The sequence below is a fragment of the Mesorhizobium sp. CNPSo 4684 genome (assembly GCF_057784315.1).
Genome location: NZ_JBWLUX010000003.1, coordinates 181227 through 196774 on the forward strand (window position 1 = coordinate 181227; position 15548 = coordinate 196774).

General features: G+C 62.0%; 17 protein-coding genes. 6 read left to right on the plus strand and 11 right to left on the minus strand.

Going from position 1 to position 15548, the window contains the following annotated elements; translation table 11 throughout:
- Positions 1-50 precede the first annotated feature (50 nt).
- From kdsA to AC04SG_RS03995, 4 genes are all read right to left on the minus strand, one after another.
- Complete coding sequence (gene kdsA / locus AC04SG_RS03980) at positions 51-914, minus strand: 3-deoxy-8-phosphooctulonate synthase (RefSeq protein ID WP_488550018.1); 864 nt, start codon at positions 912-914, stop codon at positions 51-53.
- Positions 911-1783, minus strand: a complete 873-nt coding sequence (locus AC04SG_RS03985) for a VOC family protein (RefSeq protein WP_488550019.1) — start codon at positions 1781-1783, stop codon at positions 911-913. Before AC04SG_RS03985 ends, kdsA begins: the two co-directional genes overlap by 4 nt.
- A gap of 246 nt (positions 1784-2029) precedes the next feature.
- Positions 2030-2320 carry a Dabb family protein gene (locus AC04SG_RS03990; RefSeq protein WP_192254207.1) on the minus strand — a complete coding sequence of 97 codons (291 nt, stop codon included), beginning with the start codon at positions 2318-2320 and terminating at the stop codon, positions 2030-2032.
- A 113-nt stretch (positions 2321-2433) separates the two neighbouring features.
- On the minus strand, positions 2434-2568 hold the full coding sequence (locus AC04SG_RS03995; RefSeq protein ID WP_281401903.1) for a hypothetical protein: 135 nt from the start codon (positions 2566-2568) through the stop codon (positions 2434-2436).
- A 276-nt stretch (positions 2569-2844) separates the two neighbouring features.
- Here AC04SG_RS03995 and AC04SG_RS04000 point away from each other — a divergent pair, with 276 nt between their 5' ends.
- Positions 2845-4095, plus strand: a complete 1251-nt coding sequence (locus AC04SG_RS04000; RefSeq protein ID WP_488550020.1) for a class I SAM-dependent methyltransferase — start codon at positions 2845-2847, stop codon at positions 4093-4095.
- 29 nt (positions 4096-4124) lie between these two features.
- Here AC04SG_RS04000 and AC04SG_RS04005 read toward each other — a convergent pair whose 3' ends face one another.
- Together AC04SG_RS04005 and AC04SG_RS04010 are read right to left on the minus strand one after the other, a co-directional pair.
- Complete coding sequence (locus AC04SG_RS04005; protein ID WP_488550021.1) at positions 4125-6104, minus strand: bifunctional 2',3'-cyclic-nucleotide 2'-phosphodiesterase/3'-nucleotidase; 1980 nt, start codon at positions 6102-6104, stop codon at positions 4125-4127.
- Between the two features lie 137 nt (positions 6105-6241).
- Positions 6242-7507 (minus strand): NAD(P)/FAD-dependent oxidoreductase, encoded by a 1266-nt coding sequence (locus tag AC04SG_RS04010; RefSeq protein WP_488550022.1) that lies wholly within the window; start codon positions 7505-7507, stop codon positions 6242-6244.
- A 182-nt stretch (positions 7508-7689) separates the two neighbouring features.
- Between AC04SG_RS04010 and AC04SG_RS04015 the strand changes: the two genes are divergently transcribed.
- Positions 7690-8358, plus strand: coding sequence for a 5-formyltetrahydrofolate cyclo-ligase (locus tag AC04SG_RS04015; RefSeq protein ID WP_488550023.1), 669 nt, complete (start codon positions 7690-7692; stop codon positions 8356-8358).
- On the opposite strand, the gene AC04SG_RS04020 is transcribed toward AC04SG_RS04015, so the two are convergent.
- Positions 8355-8828 (minus strand): Lrp/AsnC family transcriptional regulator, encoded by a 474-nt coding sequence (locus tag AC04SG_RS04020; RefSeq protein WP_056588675.1) that lies wholly within the window; start codon positions 8826-8828, stop codon positions 8355-8357. The two genes, AC04SG_RS04015 and AC04SG_RS04020, sit on opposite strands and share 4 nt — an antisense overlap.
- A gap of 156 nt (positions 8829-8984) precedes the next feature.
- On the opposite strand from AC04SG_RS04020, the gene ald reads away from it, so the two are divergent.
- Positions 8985-10100 (plus strand): alanine dehydrogenase, encoded by a 1116-nt coding sequence (gene ald, locus AC04SG_RS04025; protein WP_436260054.1) that lies wholly within the window; start codon positions 8985-8987, stop codon positions 10098-10100.
- Positions 10101-10542: 442 nt separating this feature from the next.
- On the opposite strand, the gene AC04SG_RS04030 is transcribed toward ald, so the two are convergent.
- The 4 genes from AC04SG_RS04030 to sseA all read right to left on the minus strand — a co-directional run bounded on the left by AC04SG_RS04030 (position 10543) and on the right by sseA (position 13238).
- On the minus strand, positions 10543-11010 hold the full coding sequence (locus AC04SG_RS04030) for a DUF1203 domain-containing protein (RefSeq protein ID WP_488550024.1): 468 nt from the start codon (positions 11008-11010) through the stop codon (positions 10543-10545).
- Positions 11011-11151: 141 nt separating this feature from the next.
- A complete protein-coding gene (locus AC04SG_RS04035; RefSeq protein WP_488550025.1) occupies positions 11152-11721 on the minus strand; it encodes an OmpA family protein in 570 nt (189 codons plus the stop codon).
- A gap of 96 nt (positions 11722-11817) precedes the next feature.
- The gene (locus AC04SG_RS04040) at positions 11818-12381 is read right to left on the minus strand and encodes a GNAT family N-acetyltransferase (protein WP_352558829.1); all 564 of its coding nucleotides are present in this window, start codon (positions 12379-12381) and stop codon (positions 11818-11820) included.
- Positions 12382-12386: 5 nt separating this feature from the next.
- On the minus strand, positions 12387-13238 hold the full coding sequence (gene sseA / locus AC04SG_RS04045; RefSeq protein WP_488550026.1) for a 3-mercaptopyruvate sulfurtransferase: 852 nt from the start codon (positions 13236-13238) through the stop codon (positions 12387-12389).
- Positions 13239-13427: 189 nt separating this feature from the next.
- On the opposite strand from sseA, the gene AC04SG_RS04050 reads away from it, so the two are divergent.
- Genes AC04SG_RS04050 through AC04SG_RS04060 form a run of 3 tightly spaced genes read left to right on the plus strand, consistent with a single transcriptional unit; the run spans position 13428 to position 15548 of the window.
- Positions 13428-13859: a hypothetical protein gene (locus AC04SG_RS04050; RefSeq protein WP_488550027.1), complete on the plus strand. Its 432-nt coding sequence runs from the start codon at positions 13428-13430 to the stop codon at positions 13857-13859.
- On the plus strand, positions 13859-14725 hold the full coding sequence (locus AC04SG_RS04055) for an alpha/beta hydrolase (protein ID WP_488550028.1): 867 nt from the start codon (positions 13859-13861) through the stop codon (positions 14723-14725). Before AC04SG_RS04050 ends, AC04SG_RS04055 begins: the two co-directional genes overlap by 1 nt.
- 34 nt (positions 14726-14759) lie before the next feature.
- Positions 14760-15548: a Stf0 family sulfotransferase gene (locus AC04SG_RS04060; protein ID WP_488550029.1), complete on the plus strand. Its 789-nt coding sequence runs from the start codon at positions 14760-14762 to the stop codon at positions 15546-15548.

Genomic DNA, 15548 nt, shown 5'->3' on the forward strand with positions numbered 1-15548 from the left:
AGCCTACAGCCGGCCTTTGCCGACTACAAGCTGGCCGTCACCGTGGCCGGTCAGCCAGCGTTCTTGGCGATGCGGTCGAACGCCATCAGTCTTTCGAGCAGAGCCGGCATGTCCTTCAGCGGCAGCATGTTCGGACCGTCTGACGAGGTCGAATTGTCCGGATCCTGGTGGGTCTCGATGAAGACGCCGGCGACGCCGACAGCAACGGCCGCGCGCGCCAGCGTTTCGACAAAGCGACGCTCGCCGCCGGAAGAACCGCCCTGCCCGCCCGGCTGCTGCACCGAATGGGTGGCGTCGAAAATCACCGGCGCGCCGATCTCGGCCATCACGGGCAAAGCGCGCATGTCCGACACCAGCGTGTTGTAGCCGAAGGAAGCGCCGCGCTCGGTGGTGAGCACATTGGGGTTGCCGGACCCGGTGATCTTGGCGACGACGTTCTTCATGTCCCAGGGGGCGAGGAACTGGCCCTTCTTGACGTTGATCACCTTGCCGGTCTTGGCGGCCGCGACCAGCATGTCGGTCTGACGCGACAGGAAGGCCGGGATCTGCAGCACATCGACATGCGGCGCGACGATCGCGCACTGCTCCTCGGTGTGGACGTCGGTTAGGATGGGAAGCGAAAATTCCTTGCGCAACTCGTCGAAGACCGGAAGTGCTGCATCCATCCCGGCGCCGCGCGTTGCCGAGAGTGAGGTGCGGTTGGCCTTGTCGTAGCTGGTCTTGTAGACGAGGCCGATGCCGAGCTTGCCGGTCAGTTCCTTCAGCGCGCCGGCCATGTCGAAGGCGTGCTGGCGCGATTCGAATTGGCATGGGCCGGCAATCAGCGCCAGAGCCGCATTGTTGTCGAAAACGACGTTGCCGACGGTTACCGCCGAATTGGGCGCCATCGAATTGGACGCTTGCGGCTTGCTCATGGGATCTCCCGGAAGATGAAAGCCGCGCCCTGTCCGGATGCCGGCTGCACGACAATATCATTGCCCGCTATATCGTGCTCGATGGAGTTGTGTGCAAGCAGGCTTGCCGTGGCATCGGCACTGCGGACCGAAAAGACGATCGCCGCGAAACGAAGTTTCGTCGGCGCGCCGGCCGCAATCTTGAAGCGCGCGGTGAAAGCCGCAGGATCGAGAACGGTCAGACACGCATTCGACAGATCGAAGACCGCGCCGCTCTCTTGCTTCGAGCCAGCCACTGCCGAGATCAGCAGAGCCTGTGTAGAAGGCGCGTCGCTGACCGCGACGATTTCGGCAATGCCGGTCACGCCATTGGCATGGCCCTGCAACGCCGTGCGATCGATTTTGGGCGCGTTGATCCGCTCGCAGGCGAACAGGAAGGCGTCTGTTGCCCCAGAGCCGGAGGCGAAAGCCAGCTTGAACGACGCCATATCGCTCTTCCCGGCGGCGTCGGTGAAGGCGCGGGAAAAACTCAACACGTCTCCGGCCGACAGGCCGGCCGAGACATAACGTGCATGGTCCGCATCGGCGTCGCCGGTGCCCAGCACTACGGCGGAAAATCCCTCGTCGCCCAGGCTGGCACGGTAGAGGCGATCGCGCGCGACAAAGACATTGCCGTCGGCAATCGCGCGCGCTGCCGTCTGTTCGTCGCCGATCGCCAGCGGTTCGAGATAGGTGCCGTCGGCGAAGAAGGCGCAGCAATTTTCGGTGCCGAAGGGGTGTATGCCGGTTGGCGCGACGATGAAGCCAAGCGACGTCAGCCGCGCCCGCGCCAAGGCGAGGCTCGCCGTCGGCAGCACCAGATGGTCAAGCGGATGGGTTGCGCTGGTCATGCCGGCGCGGTGTGCATCATTCCGGAAATTGGTTCAAGCGTTTCCGCCGGTGGCGCCCGGATCGCGATGGCGTCCGCCCGCGCGGCCGCGTCGCACTTGACCTTGTCATGGCGGCGTGGGCAGCGGACGCGGCACCTCATTCGATTTCACCATTGGCGACGAGCCGTTCAAGGCAGGCTTCGGCTGCTCGCGCACGTCGATGTATGAATTCCGGCTGTGAAGAAGGCGAGGCCTCTTGCCGGCTGATCAGGCCACCGCCACGACATCGGCCGAATAGCGCAATTCGCGCAATGGTTTGACCCGGCTGGTTGTCTCCGCATAGAGCGGGTGCGCCTTGTAGGCGGCCAAGGCCGCCTCGTCCTCGAACTCGGCATAGACGACCACGTCGATCGCGTCCGACAGCGGGTCGACCTTGGTGTTGAGCGTCACCTCGAAGAGGTTTGAATGCGGGATATTGCCCAGGTTGAGCAAGCCCGTGCGCACAGCCTCGACATCGTCCTTGCGCCGTGCGCTGAAGAAAACGATATGCCGGATCACGCCTGCCTCCACGTTCGATTTGCCGGCATGTTTTGTGTGAGCGGAACCGTCGCGTCAACCGCCACAATGTCGCGCCCGGCAGCGCCGGGAGGCGACTTTGCAGAGGTGCAAAACTAGCCCCCGCCGGTGACGTAGCGCACGATGCGCGACATCTCCCTGACCGTCGTGTCGAGATAGCGGCCCTGATTATAGAGGCCGTCCCAGATCAGGAAAAAGGCGATGGCCATGATGACGACGACGTAACGCATGACTGAAGCTAACGTATGTGTCTGTTCGGAACCATAGTGATTTCTCCGAGGGCCGTGCTGTCCCGCGGATTCTGGCCTCAGGCCGGCGACCTGGGTCAGTGCCGCACAAAGCTTGCCTCTTGAAGTTTCGGCCAATGCCATGGAAGATTGTGGCGAAAATCCACGCGGGCAGCGGCGTTCGCGCCTGCGAATGATTTGCGCTTGCGAATGAAATGTGGAGGATGTGGAGGCCGGCAGATCTTGCGCCGTCCCCGCGGAAGTCCAGGGGGATGTGGGATGGCTGCTAGGGAACACAAGGGCGTCGGCGACGCCATCAGGCTGGACGAGCTCAACTTCGCCGAGATCGTCAAAGGCTTGCCGGCCAAGGCGCGCATGGTGCTGTCGGCGGCGATGAAACTGCCGCGCGGCTCGCTCAAGGTAAGGATGCCAGACGGCCGCGCCGTTCTTGTCGGTGGCAATGCGCCCGGTCCCGACGCCGAACTGGTGCTGAAGAACTGGCGCCTGCCCGGCCGCGCCTTTTCCGGCGGCACCATCGGCGTTGCCGAATCCTACATGGATGGCGACTGGGAAAGCCCTGACGTGACCAGCTTTCTCGAACTATTCGTCGTTAACTCGGCCATCGGCGAACGCGTCGCCGGCGGCGCCAACTGGCTCATCAACACCGTCCAGCGCATCCGCCACTGGTTCAACGAAAACACCCGCACCGGCTCGAAGCGCAACATTTCGGCGCATTACGACCTCGGCAATGCCTTCTACAAGCAATGGCTCGATCCCAGCATGACCTATTCGTCGGCGCTCTATGCCACCGGCGCCAACGATTTGGAAAGTGCGCAGGCCGCCAAATATCGCGCTTTGGCCAAGGACACCGGCATCGGCAAAAAGGACCATGTGCTGGAGATCGGCTGCGGCTGGGGCGGTTTTGCCGAATTTGCCGCGCGCGAGATCGGCTGCCGCGTCACGGGACTGACCATCAGCCGCGAACAGCACGACTTTGCCAAGGAGCGCATCCAGAAGGCGGGGCTTGCCGACAAGGTCGACATCAAGCTGCAGGATTACCGCGACGAAACAGGCACTTACGACCGAATCGCGTCGATTGAGATGTTCGAGGCGGTCGGTGAAAAATACTGGCCGGTGTTTTTCGGCAAGATGAAGGCCTGCCTGAGACCCGGCGGCACCGCCGGCCTGCAGATCATCACCATCAACGAAGCCGCCTACGACACCTATCGCGCGCGGCCGGATTTCATCCAGCGCTATGTCTTCCCGGGCGGCATGCTGCCGACGCCGTCGATCCTGAAGTCGCTGGGCAAAGACCATGGTCTCGCCCATCTGTGCGAGCGCGTCTTTCCGGACGACTATGCTCGCACGCTGGCCGAATGGCGCAACCGCTTCTGGCAGTCGTGGGAAAAGATGGTCCCGCTCGGCTTCGACGACCGCTTCAAGAAGCTATGGGAGTTTTATCTCCACTATTGCGAAGCCGGCTTCAGAGCCAGCTACATCGACGTGCGCCAGGTGGTCTACAAGGCGTAGTGCGAGCGGGTATTTGCCCGCCCGTTCCCTCAAAGCAGGATGCGGTATTTCGCAAACCCGGCTTCGCCCTCGCCGACCGGCTCGATCTTGAGCGATTTCACCCCTGAAATAAAATCCTTCGCCTTGGGACCGGTCTCGAACAAGACGCTGGTTCCGGGCAGCGGCGTGAACGACCAATTGTCGTCGGCCGACGGATTGATCGTGCCCTCGCTGACGACATAGCGCACGATCACATCGCGGTTGGTGTCCGGCGCTTCGTAGATGATCTTCGAGGCGTTGATGTCAGGGAAATTGCCGCCACCGCCAGCGCGGTAATTGTTGGTGGCGACGACGAATTTCGATGCTGGATCAATGGGCTTGCCATCGAAGCTGAGGTCGACGATGCGGCTGGAGCCGGCATTGGCGACGCCACCCTTGGCATCGTATTTCGGCGGCTGCGACAGGTCTATCTTGTAGCTGACGCCGTCGATCACATCGAAATTGTAGGACGGGAATTCGGTGTCGATCAGCGCTTGGTCGGCCTTCCCGGCCTCGATCTTCTTGAAAATGCCGGCCGACATTTCCAGCCATTCCTTGACCTGCGCCCCGGTGATCTCAACCGCGCGCACCGTATTCGGATAGAGATAGAGATCGGCGACGTTCTTGATGGCGATGTCGCCCACCGGCACGTCGGTGTAGTAGTCGGCCCCGTTGCGCCCGCCGGCCTTGAAGGGCGCTGCCGCCGACAGCAGCGGCACATCCTTCCACTGCGTGCTCTTCAGAATGTCCTTGAGATACCAGCTCTGCGCCTGGTTGACGATCTGCACCGACGGATCGTCGGCCACCAGCGCGAAATAGGAATAGAGCGGCGCCGAGGTCTTGCCGACCGGACGGCGGACATAGGCAAGTGTCGCCTCATGGTCCGCCTTCAGCGCATCGACGATGCGCTGGTCGTCCGCCACCGTCGGCTTGTTTGCCTTGTCGACGCGTTCGTAGATCGGCCGTGCCTCCGAGGTCGCCGAAACCACGCGCCATGTCGATCCGTCGCGTTCCAGAAGCAGGTCGATCAGGCCCATATGCGAGCCCCAGAAGCCGCCCATCACCGCCGGCTTGCCCTGCAGCGTGCCTTTCTCCGTGTCGACCCCATCAAGCGCCTGAAAATCCTTCTTGCCGGGGAAGACGAGATGCTGATGGCCGGTGAACACCGCATCGATGCCCTCGACGCCGGCAACGAAGAACGAGGCGTTCTCCATTCCGTCGCCTTGCTTGATATCGATGCCCGAATGCGAGAGCGCAATGACGATGTCGGCGCCCTCCTCCTTGATCTCAGGCACCCAGGCCTTGGCCGCCTCGACAATGTCGCGCGTCCGGACATTTCCTTCCAGGTTCTTCAGGTCCCAGACCATGATCTGCGGCGGCACGAAGCCGATGATACCGATCTTGATCGGCTGCTCTGCGCCCGACCCGTCCTTGATCTTCTTGTCCAGGATAACGTACGGCTTGAGATAGAGCTTGTCGTCGCGCGGGTTGGCGGCGAGCTCGGTGCCGCGGATCAGATTGGCGCAGACGAACGGAAAATTGGCCCCGGCCAGAACCTTGTCCAGGAACGACAGGCCGTAATTGAACTCGTGGTTGCCGAGCGTCGAACATTCATAGCCGAGCAGGTTCATGCCCTTCATGATCGGATGCAGGTCGCCGTCCTTCAGTCCCTTCTCGTAGGCGATGTAGTCGCCCATCGGATTGCCCTGCAAAAGGTCGCCATTGTCGATCAGCATCGCATTGGTGGCTTCCTGGCGCACCGCAGCGATCAGCGAGGCCGTCCGCGACAGGCCCATCGTGTCGTTCGCTTTGTCGGCGTAGTAATCGTAAGGCAGGACATTCACGTGGATGTCCGTCGTCTCCATGATCCTCAGATGCGCCTGATTGGCCTCAGCGCGGGCGGAGAACGGATGCAGCATGATCAGCGCTCCGCTGGCAGCGGCGCCGGCAAGAAAACCGCGACGGGAGACGGGGTGGAGCAAAGGCGACATTGGTTTTCCTTCCCAGCGACGTGAATATTCCAGCCCCGCCGAAACCTTCGCGCCGAAAACCGGCCATGTCCATCGGGAAGTCAGTCGATCAGCAAAAGGTGACGGCTGGATGAATTGCCGTGGCCGAAGAGAAGACCTCAGCCCTTGTCGTCGTCGCCCTGGGTGATCAGCCGCGCACTGCGCTGGCCGGTGAAATATATCCATAGCCAGCTAAGCGATACCGACAGCCGGTTGCGGAAGCCGATCAGGAAGTAGATGTGCGCCACACCCCACAGCCACCAGGCGAACCAGCCGGTAAGCTTGATCCAGCCGAAATCGATCGCGGCTGCCCACTTGCCGATCGTCGCCAGGTCGCCGGCATGTTTGTAGCGGAAAGGACGCGGCGCGCTATCGCCTGCCAGCCGTGCCTTGATCGTCGCGGCGACATGCTTGCCCTCCTGCTTGGCGGAGGGCGCCACGCCTGGCACCGGCTTGCCATCCGGCCGCAACACATGCGCGGTGTCGCCGATGACAAAAATCTCGGGACTGTCCGGCACGGTCAGATCGGGTTCGACCATCACCCTGCCCGCCCGGTCGACCGGCGCGCCCAGCCATTCTCCCGCGGGCGAAGCGGCGACGCCGGCGGCCCAGAGGATGGTCCTTGCCGGCAGATGCGTGTCGCCAAAGACGACGCCCTCGGCATCCAGCCGCGTGACGGCGCGGCCGAGTTCGACCGTGACGCCCCGCCGCTCCAACGCCTTGCGCGCATAGTCGGACAGTACCGGCGCGAAATTGGCCAGGATGCGGTCGCCGGCCTCGACCAGCACCACACGCGCTTGCCGCGTGTCGATGGTGCGGAATTCGCCGCGCAGCGTCTCATGCGCGAGTTCGACAATGGTGCCGGCAAGCTCGACGCCGGTCGGGCCGCCGCCGACGATAACCAGCGTCAGCAGCGCCTGGCGCGTGGCCGGATCGGTCTCGCGCTCGGCCTGCTCGAAGGCAAGCAGGATGCGCCGGCGAATGGTGGTAGCGTCCTCAAGCGTCTTCAGCCCGGGCGCGAAAGGCTCCCATTCGTCATGGCCGAAATATGCGTGGCGCGCTCCGGTGGCGAGCACCAGCGTGTCATAGGAAACCGAACTGCCGTCCTCGAGCAGCACGCGTTTGCCGGCACGATCGACGCCGGTGACATTGCCCAGGAGCGTCGTCACATCCTTGCGCTTGCGCAGGAGATGACGGATCGGCCAGGCAACTTCCGAGGTCGCCAGCGATGTGGTTGCCACCTGGTAGAGCAGCGGCTGGAAAAGGTGGTGGTTGCGCTTGTCGATGATGGTGATGCGCACCGGCGCACCGGCCAGTGCCCGGGTCAGTTCGAGACCGCCGAATCCCGCACCGACGACAACGACATGATGGCCCGTTTCGTTCATCGCACTCACCTCGTCTTCAGCGTCCTTATCTAGTGATTTTTGTGCACCGCAACAATGTCGTGGAGCGCAAGACTGCCATGCATCAAGGCTGCCCCGGACTCGCCCTCCAATGTCGCGAATGCCCATGTCGGCAGGCTCAGACGGGTATAGCCTCGCAGGGGAAGGAACCACGGGAGTGAGGCATGGCCAACGATAGTCAGGGCGCGAAAGACGGCGAAGGCCCGGCGCAATATTCTTCGCCGCCTTGCTTCGTGCACGAACTCGATCCGGGCTTTCGCGCGCCATTGACCGACTGGACCGACGTACGACGTTGGCGCAAGGCTGAGCGCGAACGGCTGATCGCGGCGCGGTTGGCGGTTTCCGCCGACATGCGGACGGCGATGTCGCAAAGTATCGCCGAAGGTCTCGACGCGGTGATCGGCGACATTGCCGGCCGCATGGTCAGCCTCTACTGGCCGTTTCGCGGCGAACCGGACCTGCGGCCTTGGATAGCGTCGGTCAATGAACGCGGTGGCCGCACGGCGCTCCCCATCGTCATCGAGAAGGGCCAGCCGCTGATCTTCCGCGCCTACGTTCCTGGCGACCGGCTGGAAAAAGGCGTCTGGAATATCCCGATCCCCGCCGAAGGCGATCCGGTGCTTCCCGACATCGTCATTTCGCCGATCGTCGGCATCGATCCGCAAAACTACCGCCTGGGCTATGGCGGCGGCTTCTTCGATCGCACGCTGGCGGCAATGCCGTTCAAGCCATTGGTCATCGGCGTCGGCTACGGGTTGCAGCGGATCGCGACCATCTACCCGCAGCCGCACGACATCCCGATGGACCAGTTGGTGACCGAGGCTTCGGCCTAAGCCATTTCCGGCTTCATCCCCATGGCCGTGCGATCGACGATCTCGCGCAAGGCAAACGACGAATTGATCTTGGTCACATGCGGCATCGCTGACAGCCATTCCTTGTGGATGCGCTCATAGTCGACCAGGTCCTTGGCGGCGATGCGGAGGATGTAGTCGTATTCGCCTGACATCAGATGACAGGACAGTACATTCGGGCAGCGCTTGATCGCCGCCTCGAAATCCGACAGCGTCTTTTCAAACTGCCCCGACAACGAGATGTGCACGATCGCCGTCATCTGGTGCCCGAGCGCTGCATTCGAAAGCCGGGCGTGATAGCCGCGAATGGTCCCGGATTTCTCCAGATTGTCGAGGCGCCGCGAGCAGGCCGACTGCGACAGGCCGACCCGCTCGGCGAGCGCCGCATTGGGTATGCGCCCATCCTTCTGCAAAGTCTCAAGAATGGCGATATCGATCCTGTCGAGCGGCATTTTTCGTGATTCCTGCGAAAATCCTGCAATTTGGCGCAACGATTATCGAAACGCACCACGGCGCGCAAGCGCATTCGCAAACATCCGCGCAACGATTCGTGGTTGACTACATTGATAAAGGGAACGAGCCCCAAGGGCCGGATCAGGAGAAGAAGAATGCGCGTCGGTTGCCCCAAGGAAATCAAGAACCACGAATACCGCGTCGGCCTGACGCCGGGCTCTGTCCGCGAATATGTCGCGCATGGCCATGAGGTGCTGGTCGAAACCGGCGCCGGCGCCGGCATCGGCGCCGATGACAATGCCTATCGCGCCGCCGGCGCCACCATTGCCAAGACCGCCGCAGATGTGTTCGCCAAGTCGGACATGATCGTCAAGGTCAAGGAGCCGCAGCCCAATGAATGGGTGCAGCTGCGCGATGGCCAGATCCTCTACACCTATCTTCACCTGGCTCCCGATCCCGAGCAGACCAAGGGTCTGCTCGCCTCCGGCGTCACGGCAATCGCCTATGAGACCGTGACCGACGACCGCGGCGGCCTGCCGCTCTTGGCGCCGATGTCGGAAGTCGCCGGCCGCCTGTCGATCCAGGCCGGCGCCACGGCGCTGCAGAAGGCCAATGGCGGCCGCGGCGTGCTGCTCGGCGGCGTGCCCGGCGTGCTGCCCGGTAAAGTCACAGTGCTCGGCGGCGGCGTCGTCGGCCTGCATGCCGCCCGCATGGCCGCCGGCCTTGGCGCCGACGTCACCATCATCGACCGTTCAATCCCGCGCCTGCGCCAGCTCGACGACCTCTTTGCCGGCCGTGTCCACACCCGTTATTCGACTGTCGAGGCGCTGGAAGAAGAATGCTTCTCCGCCGACATCGTCGTCGGCGCTGTGCTCATCCCGGGCGCGGCGGCACCCAAGCTGGTGACCCGCGAAATGCTGTCGGGCATGAAGAAGGGCTCGGTGCTGGTCGACGTCGCCATCGACCAGGGCGGCTGCTTCGAGACCTCGCACGCCACCACCCACGCCGATCCGACCTACGAGGTCGATGGCGTCATCCATTACTGCGTCGCCAACATGCCTGGCGCCGTGCCGGTCACTTCGGCGCACGCGCTCAACAACGCGACGCTGCATTACGGCCTGCAGCTCGCCGACAAGGGCCTGAAGGCGCTTGTTGACGACCATCATTTGCGCAACGGGTTGAATGTCCACAGGGGCAAGATCACCAATCGCGCCGTCGCCGAGGCTCTCGGCTACGAGCTGGTAGAACCCAAGGCGGTCCTGGCCGCCTGACCTGACTTAATCTGTTCTGCCTCCTTCACCCGCCGGTTGTACCGGCGGGTTTTTCTTTGTCCAAGATCCTGACGTCGGAATTGAACAGGCTGGCAGACAACAAAAAAGCGGAGCCAAAGCCCCGCTTCCTCAGTCGTCGAGATTCCCGCCGGTTCATCCGCGGTCGGCAAATCCATCGACATCTCTCTCTTAGCGTATGAATACGACGGGAGTGCGACAGCTCTCAACCGGTACCGCCATGTCCGACGATCGCTGGGCGCTGTGTGAAGTGCTTCACATCAGGCAATCGAATAACCTGCGCAGACAGATATCGCCAACTTGACGGCCCCAGTTGCCTCCCGAACGCCTGATGTCTCCTATGCAGACCTCTTCGGCGGCAGCATCCGTCACACGGCTCCCAACTGCCCGCCAGACGACCGGCGGGCATTTTTTTGCGTCGCCGTCACGCGCGCTCGATGCGGCACTGATAGCAATTGTTGCGTGCAGAGCGGACATGGACATAGGCGATGTCATCGCGCTCAAACAGCGTCTTCGCCCGCGCCGCAATCGCGTCCGTCGGGATGACGCCGCCACTGCCATAGACGATGCGGTCATCCACTCCATAGCCGCGCACGATATAGTCACTGCTTTCCAGCATATCCGGCAGCGCTTCTGTGTCGGCGGCACGTTCGCACTCCTGCGCATGCAGGAAGATGGGTCCGGTCTCGGCGTAGGGCTGCAACTCAGGAAACGGCCGGTAGGCCAGGATCAGATAGCCATCACCTGCGGCGACGTTTCTCAGGCAATGCCGGCAAGGCACGCCGTCACCATCGGAAATCCTGCGTTCGGGCGTCTGCCCATAGGCGTCCGGACCGCCGCGCTGCAGCGCTCTGACGTCTTCTGTCGGCAAGGCTTTGAACTGAACGGTCATGGCTGAATCTCCGGTGTCTTTGACCTGAGAATATGCTGCCACGCAGGTGCCTCCCACCCGATTCCTGCCAAGGCTGTGAGACGGCCAGCAGCCCGGCCATTTCAAGCCGGACTGCTGAAACGCTTCAGAAACCTGTCCTGGTCAGCGGATGAAATCGTCGAAGCGGCGCAGCGTCACACGACGGTTGCGCCAGTTCTCGTCCTGGGTCTGCACCAGCAGGAATTCCTCGCCGTAGCCGACAGTTTCCAGCGCATAGCCCGGCACGCCGAATTCGCGCACCAGCGTGCGCTTCAGCGAGGCGGCGCGTTGCTCCGACAGGACCTGGTTCGACTGGAAGGAGCCAACCGCATCGGTGTGGCCTTCGATCAGCACACGGGCGCGGGGATCGCGGCGCAGGATGCGCTCCAGCGCGTCGGCGATGTTCTCGATCTTGCCGTATTGCGAACTGGAAATGGCCGCCGAGCCAAAGGCGAAATTGATCGACTGGATCTCGATCGAGCGCGCCTGGCGCCTCAGATCCGGCCGCCGTTTGAATTCGCGGATGGTCACGCGCTGGTTCGGGCGCAATTTCACCCGGGGCGCCGCGTCGAGCTGTCGCTCGATCGTTGCCGCCGATGGCGTGGCCGCCTGTGCGGCGGCCAAGGTCGGCCCAAGGGTCGGCACCGCAAGCACTGCAATCAGCGCTGCGGCAAATGTACGTCGGCTCAGCATATCTTTCTCCTCGGCAACGGCCCCATCAGTGTTGACGCCACCATGGCAAAGGCAGCCTGAAGCGCCGATGAACGGCTGGTTCATCTTTCGGAGAGATTAGGGCCGCATGACGCTGGCCGAGCGCTCGGCAAAAGGCAGCGGATGCACGGTCTCCTTCTTTTGCGCCACCGGCGCAAAGCCGAGCTTCTGGTAGAGCGGCAAGGCGGCCGGATGGTCGAGCGTGCAGGTCTGCACCGTCACCCGTTTCGGCCCGTAGGACCAGGCGGCGGCGATCGCCGCGCCCAGGAACCAGCGGCCGATGCCTTGCCCGGTCGCATGCTCCATCATGCCGAAATAAGCGAGCTCGACCTCTTCCGGCAGATGCGGCTTGAGGTCGAAGAACCCCGCCGGCGCGCCGTCGAGATAAAGCACCCTGATGTCGCGGTCCTCGCGGTGAATGCCGGCCGCAAGCTCGTCATCGTCCAGCCGCAGCACATTGACCCAATGCCATTTGCGCCCCACCCGATCCATCAGGTAGCGGTAGAAATGCAGCGGAATGTCCTTGGTCTTCAACAGCGCGATCTGCTTGTTGTAGGGCACCGGCGGCGAATAGGCCGGTGGTACATGCATTTCCAGAAACGTCACCGTAACCTCGATGTCGTCCAACACGCCGTTTTCCATCGCCATCATTCCTTGCCCGTTGCAACGGGCGTATCGGCCAGCCCGCCCCATTCGGTCCATGAGCCGTCGTAGAGCCTGTTGTCGGTGTGGCCAAGCGTCTCCAGCGCCAGCGTGACGACAGCCGCGGTGATGCCAGAGCCACACGAGGTGACGACAGGCTTCGACAGGTCGATGCCGGCATCCTCAACGGCCTTGCGCAGCCTATCCTTCGACAACAGCTCGCCATCTTGCGACAGCGCCGTATAAGGCAGGTTGCGCGCGCCAGGCATGTGACCGGAGCGGACACCGGCGCGCGGCTCGGGTTCGGTTCCGGTGAAGCGGCCGGCGCCACGGGCGTCCGCAACCTGGCTCTCTTTCGTTTCGACGATGCGGCGCATGTCGGAGAGGCTGGCGACCCGGGCGGCATCGAAATCGGCATAAAACACATTCGGCGCGATCTTCGTCGGTTCCGCCGTCACCGGCCGGCCCGCCGCCTTCCAGCGGTCGAAGCCGCCGTCCAGCACATAGACCTGGAACACGCCCATGACGCGGAACATCCACCAGGCGCGCGGCGCCGAGAAGAAACCTGGGCCGTCATAGACGACGATGGTGTCGTCGGCCGAAATGCCCATCGTGCCGACATATTGCGCGAAATGCTGCGGCGACGGCAGCGTGTGTGGCAGCTTGGCATCCGGGTCCGAGGCCGCATCGTGATCGAAGAAGCGCGCGCCCGGAATATGCGCCGCCTCATACTCGGCGCGCGCATCGCGCTTTTGCGCCGGCAGATACCAGGACGCATCGACGATCGTCAGGCCGGGCTCACCAAGCCGGCTCTGCAACCAGTCCGCATCGACGGTGAAAGGGCTGTCATCGGCCATTCTTTTTCTCCTGCTTCGGGCAAAACTTGTTTGGCTTGACAATCTGGATGCGTTCCGAGCGCGCGACATTCGGTTTGGATACGCGACATAGTCAGCCGCCGCAGTCCCTTGATTCCGATTGTTTTCATGTTTCGTGGCGAGTACGGATGATCGTTATGATCTGGGGTGGGCGGGGTCAATAATCTCGGCATGAGCAATCTTCTGTTTTCTCGTATTCCCAGCAATCCGCTTTCGCTCGGACTTGTCTCCAACTTCATTGCGCACTACCCGCCTTTCGACGGCTATGAGTTCGGCCTGATGGTGAAGACGCTTCGTTACCAGCTGGATCAGCAGACACACATGATCGGTTCGATCGACGATGCCATCGTCGCTTATGTCGGCTGGATCCAGACCAGCCGCGAGATAGCCGAGGCCTGGGCAATAAATGGCGGGCCGCTTAATCCCTTCCCCGATGGCGATGCCACAGCGGTGACGGTGCTGGCGACGCGATCCTCGTCCCATATCCTGCCGCTGATCAAAAAAGCCAAACTCATCAACCTCGACAAATCAGTATTCTGGAAACGCGACTTCATCGACAACCGCGGCTCGGTCAAGCGAGCCGTCCGCAAGCGCGACGTCTGATGCAATCGGTCGAATCCGCCGAGGCGCTGACGCAAGAGATACTCATCCGGCTGGATGACCGCTATGCCGCAATGTTTGTGCGCATCTGGCGGCCTGCCGGCACGCCGCGTGCGACAGTCTTCTGCCTGCACGGCTTCACCGGCAACGGCGCCGACTTTGACTACCTCGCCACTTTCCTGTGCCGCAACGGCTTCCTGGTGATCTGCCCGGACCTGTTGGGACGCGGACGCAGCGCCTATCTGGGTTCAGGATACGACATCAACCTCTACTCCAAATGCCTGCGTGCACTCGGTGAGTTCGCTGGTACGGAGAACCACTTCATCGGTACTTCGTGGGGCGGCACGATTTTGCTTCTGTTTCTGCACATGACACGCTCCAAGGCCGCGAAAATCGTTCTCAACGACGTGCCAATGCTCGGCGGGCCGAAGGTCGACGCGATGAGAAACGAAGTCATGAAGGAAAGTACGCTTGCGTTCGAGACCCGCGCAGCGGCGAAGAATTATCTGAGCGCCACCAGGGCCGTCATGGGCCCGGTCGAGGAAGCGGTATTTAACCGCTATGTCGAGAACAGGATCGCGGCCAGTCAGGATGGTTTCCGGTTGGCCTACGACCCGGCCACGACTGGGAATTTCGGAGCCATGACCGGACGCGAATATGATCTTTTTCCGATCGCGGCAAGAATCGACGCCCGCATTCTGCTGATGTACGGCCGTGACAGCCATTTCATCGACAGGCAGGCCATTGACCGGACGCGGGTGATCCGGCCAGATCTGGGACTTTTAGACAATATCGATGCGGGCAATCCGCCGTCGCTGATGACGTTGGACCAAGCCCTGCTCATCCTTGGTTTCCTGTCTGCCGTCTGAAACTGGATCTGTCGTGGCGGGGGTGATTCCGTAGATGCAATTCGACGATTTATACAGCAAGTTTATCGCCGAGACCTATGACCGCCAAAGCTTGGTCGAAGATCCCGCCAAGATCCTGGTTTGCACGACGCCGCGAACGGCCGGGCATTCCTATTGTCGGGTCCTTCAGCAACTCGGTCTGGGAATACCCACCGAGTATTTTCAGTGGCAGTATGCCTTGCCGTTGATGAGACGGTGGTCGATCGACGGCACAATGGACGTTGAAAAACTCAATCAGCAGGCGCCGGCCTACGGTCGCCATCTCTTGGAGAAACGGACCGAGAACGGCGTTTTCAGCGCCAAGATCTTCTATGAGAACCTGCCATTCGCACGCAGTTCAATCGGCGATGACGACGACAACTCGTTCTACGTTTTCCTCTCGAGGCGAAACAAGGTAGATCAGACCATCAGCCTGCTTTCGATGCTCCACACGGGCCAGCCGTTCGACAGTCAGGAGAAGCTGCCTGGGATTCCCACGGTGACAACTTTGAGCGAGAAAGTTGTCCGAGACACCGCGCAGTATATTTTCGATAGAGAAATCAGGTGGAAAAATTACCTGAACACTGTTGATCGCCGCAGGGTGGCTCATGTGTTCTACGAGGACTTTATCGCGGACCAGCAGGAAAACGCATCCGCCACAATGAGCACCTGGTTCCCAGGCTTCGCGCTGAAGTCAAAAGCCATATCGACAAGCAAGCGCTATGTGCATGATGTCGAGTTCAAGACCATGATCGGAAGGCAATTCGGGGGTTATATCCGGCGGTTCTGGCAGGAACATGCCTGA

Bases quoted from the DNA above. Each gene is read 5' to 3' on its own strand.
- AC04SG_RS04050 (WP_488550027.1), top strand. From the start codon at position 13,428: ATGAGCAATCTTCTGTTTTCTCGTATTCCCAGCAATCCGCTTTCGCTC.
- AC04SG_RS04020 (WP_056588675.1), bottom strand. From the start codon at position 8,828: ATGCCGCTCGACAGGATCGATATCGCCATTCTTGAGACTTTGCAGAAG.
- ald (WP_436260054.1), top strand. From the start codon at position 8,985: ATGCGCGTCGGTTGCCCCAAGGAAATCAAGAACCACGAATACCGCGTC.
- sseA (WP_488550026.1), bottom strand. From the start codon at position 13,238: ATGGCCGATGACAGCCCTTTCACCGTCGATGCGGACTGGTTGCAGAGC.
- AC04SG_RS04040 (WP_352558829.1), bottom strand. From the start codon at position 12,381: ATGGAAAACGGCGTGTTGGACGACATCGAGGTTACGGTGACGTTTCTG.
- AC04SG_RS04060 (WP_488550029.1), top strand. From the start codon at position 14,760: ATGCAATTCGACGATTTATACAGCAAGTTTATCGCCGAGACCTATGAC.
- AC04SG_RS03985 (WP_488550019.1), bottom strand. From the start codon at position 1,783: ATGACCAGCGCAACCCATCCGCTTGACCATCTGGTGCTGCCGACGGCG.
- kdsA (WP_488550018.1), bottom strand. From the start codon at position 914: ATGAGCAAGCCGCAAGCGTCCAATTCGATGGCGCCCAATTCGGCGGTA.
- AC04SG_RS04000 (WP_488550020.1), top strand. From the start codon at position 2,845: ATGGCTGCTAGGGAACACAAGGGCGTCGGCGACGCCATCAGGCTGGAC.
- AC04SG_RS04055 (WP_488550028.1), top strand. From the start codon at position 13,859: ATGCAATCGGTCGAATCCGCCGAGGCGCTGACGCAAGAGATACTCATC.
- AC04SG_RS04035 (WP_488550025.1), bottom strand. From the start codon at position 11,721: ATGCTGAGCCGACGTACATTTGCCGCAGCGCTGATTGCAGTGCTTGCG.
- AC04SG_RS03995 (WP_281401903.1), bottom strand. From the start codon at position 2,568: ATGCGTTACGTCGTCGTCATCATGGCCATCGCCTTTTTCCTGATCTGG.
- AC04SG_RS04015 (WP_488550023.1), top strand. From the start codon at position 7,690: ATGGCCAACGATAGTCAGGGCGCGAAAGACGGCGAAGGCCCGGCGCAA.
- AC04SG_RS04005 (WP_488550021.1), bottom strand. From the start codon at position 6,104: ATGTCGCCTTTGCTCCACCCCGTCTCCCGTCGCGGTTTTCTTGCCGGC.
- AC04SG_RS04010 (WP_488550022.1), bottom strand. From the start codon at position 7,507: ATGAACGAAACGGGCCATCATGTCGTTGTCGTCGGTGCGGGATTCGGC.
- AC04SG_RS04030 (WP_488550024.1), bottom strand. From the start codon at position 11,010: ATGACCGTTCAGTTCAAAGCCTTGCCGACAGAAGACGTCAGAGCGCTG.